Origin of the sequence: Poseidonibacter sp. (genome assembly GCF_041821165.1) — a bacterium.
Classification (GTDB): domain Bacteria; phylum Campylobacterota; class Campylobacteria; order Campylobacterales; family Arcobacteraceae; genus Poseidonibacter.
This window is the reverse complement of record NZ_JBGUES010000223.1, coordinates 1-3,317: the sequence shown is the minus strand read 5'-3', so window position 1 is coordinate 3,317 and position 3,317 is coordinate 1. Positions and strand designations below refer to the sequence as shown.

The following is a 3,317-nucleotide window of genomic DNA, read 5'->3' as shown; positions in this document are numbered from 1 at the left end:
GCAGCAATGACTGAATTTATTCAAAAAGTTGCTTCTAAATTGGAAATAAAACAAAGTGGGTATAGATTGATTACAAATATTGGAAGTGATGGTGGACAAGAAGTGCCACACTTTCATTTTCATTTGATTGGTGGAGAACCAGTTGGAAAACTAGTAAGATAAACAGCTTGTAGCTTCTGCTACAAGTTATTAATTTTGAAAAGATCCTAATGCCATGATTTTCTCATATTTATTTTGTGATCTTTGTTGTGGTGTTAATTTTTTTAACTCATTTACTGTTTCAATAAAATAATCACCTAAAGCTTTTATTGCTTCTTCTTTTTGTCTATGTGCACCAATTAATGGCTCATTAATCACATCATCAATTAATTTTAACTCTTCTAAATTATCAGAAGTAATTCTTAGTGCATTTGCAGCTGTTTCAACTTTTGAAGGATCATTCCATAAAATTGCTGAACAACCTTCTGGTGAAATTACAGCATAAACAGAGTATCTCATCATTGCTAATTTATCAGCAACAGAAATAGCTAATGCTCCACCTGAACCACCTTCACCAATAACAACTGAAATTGTAGGTGTTGTTAAATCAGCAAATTCATATAAATTTCTAGCAATTGCTTCAGATTGATTTCTTTCTTCTGCACCAATTCCTGGATATGCACCCGGAGTGTCCACAAGCATTAGAATTGGAATTTGAAATTTTTCAGCCATTTTTGCAGCTCTTAATGCTTTTCTATAACCTTCAGGGCTTGGCATTCCAAAGTTTCTAAATAACTTTTCTTTTGTACCTCGACCTTTTTGCTCACCTATAACCATAACTTTTTGTTCACCAATATATCCCATAAAACATACTATTGCTTTATCATCAACAAAGTGTCTATCGCCATGAATTTCATAAGCATCAGTTAATAAACTATTAATATAATCCATTGCATATGGACGATCAGGATGTCTTGCTAATTGAAGTTTTTGATAATCACTTAAATTTTTAAAAGTTTTTTCAACTTCTTTTTCAAGTTTTTTCTCTAAGATTTCAACTGCGTGCTCATCAGCTTTTGTTTTTGCAACAATGATATCTTCTTCAATTTTTTTTATTTTATCTTCAAATTCTAAGTAAGTAGCCAAATTAGTTCCCTTTATAAAAAAAAAGAGTTAGTAAAACTAACTCTTTTTGTAATAGGTTTTATTTTTATTAATTTTCGTATTTTTTAAAAATCACAGAACCATTAGTTCCACCAAAACCAAAGTTATTACTCATAACTGTAGTTAATTCAACATTTCTTGCTGTATTTGGAACATAATCTAAGTCACATTCTGGATCTTGATTTTCAATATTAATTGTTGGAGGAATAACACCTTCATTTAATGATTTAATTGCAAAAATAGCTTCAATCGCACCAGCTGCTCCTAAACAATGTCCAATTTGACCTTTAGTAGAAGTAACAGGAGGGCAGTTTTGTGCTCCACCAAATAATGCTTTAATTGCTTTAGTTTCATTTACATCTCCAACTGGAGTTGAAGTACCATGAGAATTTACATAATCAATTTTTACATCTTCACCTGTATGATCTTTTGCAAATGCAAAAGCAGCTTCCATTGCTCTTAAAGGACCATCCATAACAGGAGAAGTAATGTGATTTGCATCACCTGATTCACCAAATCCAATAATTTCACAATAGATTTTTGCTCCTCTTTCAAGTGCAGAGTCTAAAGTTTCAAGTACAAGTGCACCAGCACCTTCACCCATTACAAAACCATCTCTACCTGTATCAAAAGGTCTAGAAGCTTTTTTAGGATCTTCGTTTCTTGTAGATAATGCTTTCATTGCAGCAAAGCCACCAACACCAGCACCACAAACAGCACTTTCCGCACCTACAACTAATACTCTATCAGCACCATTTAGCATAATAGTTTTTGTTGCATCTGCAATTGCATGTGTTGAAGCAGCACAAGCAGTAACATGAGAAAGACTTGGACCTTTTAAACCATGAGCAATTGAAATAAATCCACCAAGCATATTTACTAAAGATGAAGGAATAAAGAATGGAGAGATTTTTTTAGGACCTCTATTTGCATTTACTACTGAGTTTTTTTCAATAGTTGAAAGACCACCAATACCTGAAGCAGAAATAATTCCAAATCTATTAGCAATATCTTCGTTTACTTTACCATCTTCATTTACAAGTCCACAGTCATGCATTGCTTCATGAGCTGCTTTAATACCTAATTGAATAAATCTATCTGCTTTTTTTACTTCTTTTTTGTCCATTACAGTTGATGGATCAAAATCTTTAACTTCACCTGCAATTTTTACACTATATTCACTTGCGTCAAATAGTGTAATTGTATCAATTCCACACTCACCAGCAACTACTGCTTTGAATGAGTCTTCAACATTATGTCCAATAGAATTAATAGTACCTAACCCAGTTACAACAACTCTTTTCATTAAATTTGCTCCGTTCACTTTTTATTATTAATTATTTAAATTATTCAATTTTATTATATAAAAACTCAAGAGTTTAAATAAATAAGAAGTTAAAAATTAACTTCTTATTATGCGTTAAAAAAAATTACGCGTTATTTTCGATGTATTTAATTGCATCAGAAACAGTTAAAATACCTTCAGCATCTTCATCAGGAATTTCAATATCAAATTTTTCTTCTAAAGCCATAACTAATTCAACAACGTCTAATGAATCAGCTCCTAAATCTTCAATAAACTTTGAATCTTCTTTAACTTCTGCTGGATCACAATCTAATTGTTCTACAACTACTTCTTTTACATCTTCTAATAATGCCATATTTGTTCCTTTTATAAAATTATTGTCGAATTATAACAGAAAAGATTTAAAAAACTCTTTTAACTTATAAAATTTGACTACAGATAAATTTTTAAACGTATAATCCACCGTTAACTTTTAGTACTTCACCTGTAATATATGATGAGTGATCACTTAGTAAAAATGCAACTGCATCTGCTACTTCACTTGGCTTTCCAAATCTTGATAATGGAATATTTCTTTCATATTCAGCTTTAACTTCATCTTTTAATTCATGAGTCATATCAGTTTGAATAAATCCAGGTGTAACAGCGTTATATCTGATTCCTCTAGGTGCTGCTTCTTTTGCAAATGATTTAGTCATAGCATTAACTCCACCTTTAGATGCAGCATAATTTGTTTGACCAGCATTACCCATTTCTCCAACGATTGATGAAATATTTACAATTGAACCAAATCTTTTTTTACCCATAACTTTTAATGATGCTTTACAACCAATAAATGCTGATGTTAAGTTAGCAGCAATTACATCAT

The 3,317-nt window shown here is 31.3% G+C and carries 5 protein-coding genes; 1 reads left to right on the top strand and 4 read right to left on the bottom strand.

Annotated features, from left to right (window positions below):
• Positions 1–162: HIT domain-containing protein (locus tag ACERKK_RS12360; RefSeq protein WP_373773381.1), on the top strand; the 162-nt coding region annotated here is incomplete at its 5' end.
• A 27-nt stretch (positions 163–189) separates the two neighbouring features.
• Here the strand turns inward: ACERKK_RS12360 and accA are convergent.
• The 4 genes from accA to ACERKK_RS12340 form a co-directional block, all read right to left on the bottom strand.
• Positions 190–1,125 carry an acetyl-CoA carboxylase carboxyl transferase subunit alpha gene (gene accA, locus ACERKK_RS12355; RefSeq protein ID WP_373773380.1) on the bottom strand — a complete coding sequence of 312 codons (936 nt, stop codon included), beginning with the start codon at positions 1,123–1,125 and terminating at the stop codon, positions 190–192.
• A 67-nt stretch (positions 1,126–1,192) separates the two neighbouring features.
• Positions 1,193–2,449: a beta-ketoacyl-ACP synthase II gene (locus ACERKK_RS12350; protein ID WP_373773379.1), complete on the bottom strand. Its 1,257-nt coding sequence runs from the start codon at positions 2,447–2,449 to the stop codon at positions 1,193–1,195.
• Between the two features lie 124 nt (positions 2,450–2,573).
• Positions 2,574–2,804 carry an acyl carrier protein gene (acpP, locus tag ACERKK_RS12345; protein ID WP_373773378.1) on the bottom strand — a complete coding sequence of 77 codons (231 nt, stop codon included), beginning with the start codon at positions 2,802–2,804 and terminating at the stop codon, positions 2,574–2,576.
• 91 nt (positions 2,805–2,895) lie between these two features.
• Positions 2,896–3,317, bottom strand: a 422-nt coding sequence (locus tag ACERKK_RS12340) for an SDR family oxidoreductase (protein ID WP_373773377.1), incomplete at its 5' end; no start/stop codon positions are given.

Excerpts from the sequence above, each read along its gene's own strand:
- ACERKK_RS12350 (WP_373773379.1), bottom strand. The coding sequence starts at position 2,449 with ATGAAAAGAGTTGTTGTAACTGGGTTAGGTACTATTAATTCTATTGGA.
- acpP (WP_373773378.1), bottom strand. The coding sequence starts at position 2,804 with ATGGCATTATTAGAAGATGTAAAAGAAGTAGTTGTAGAACAATTAGAT.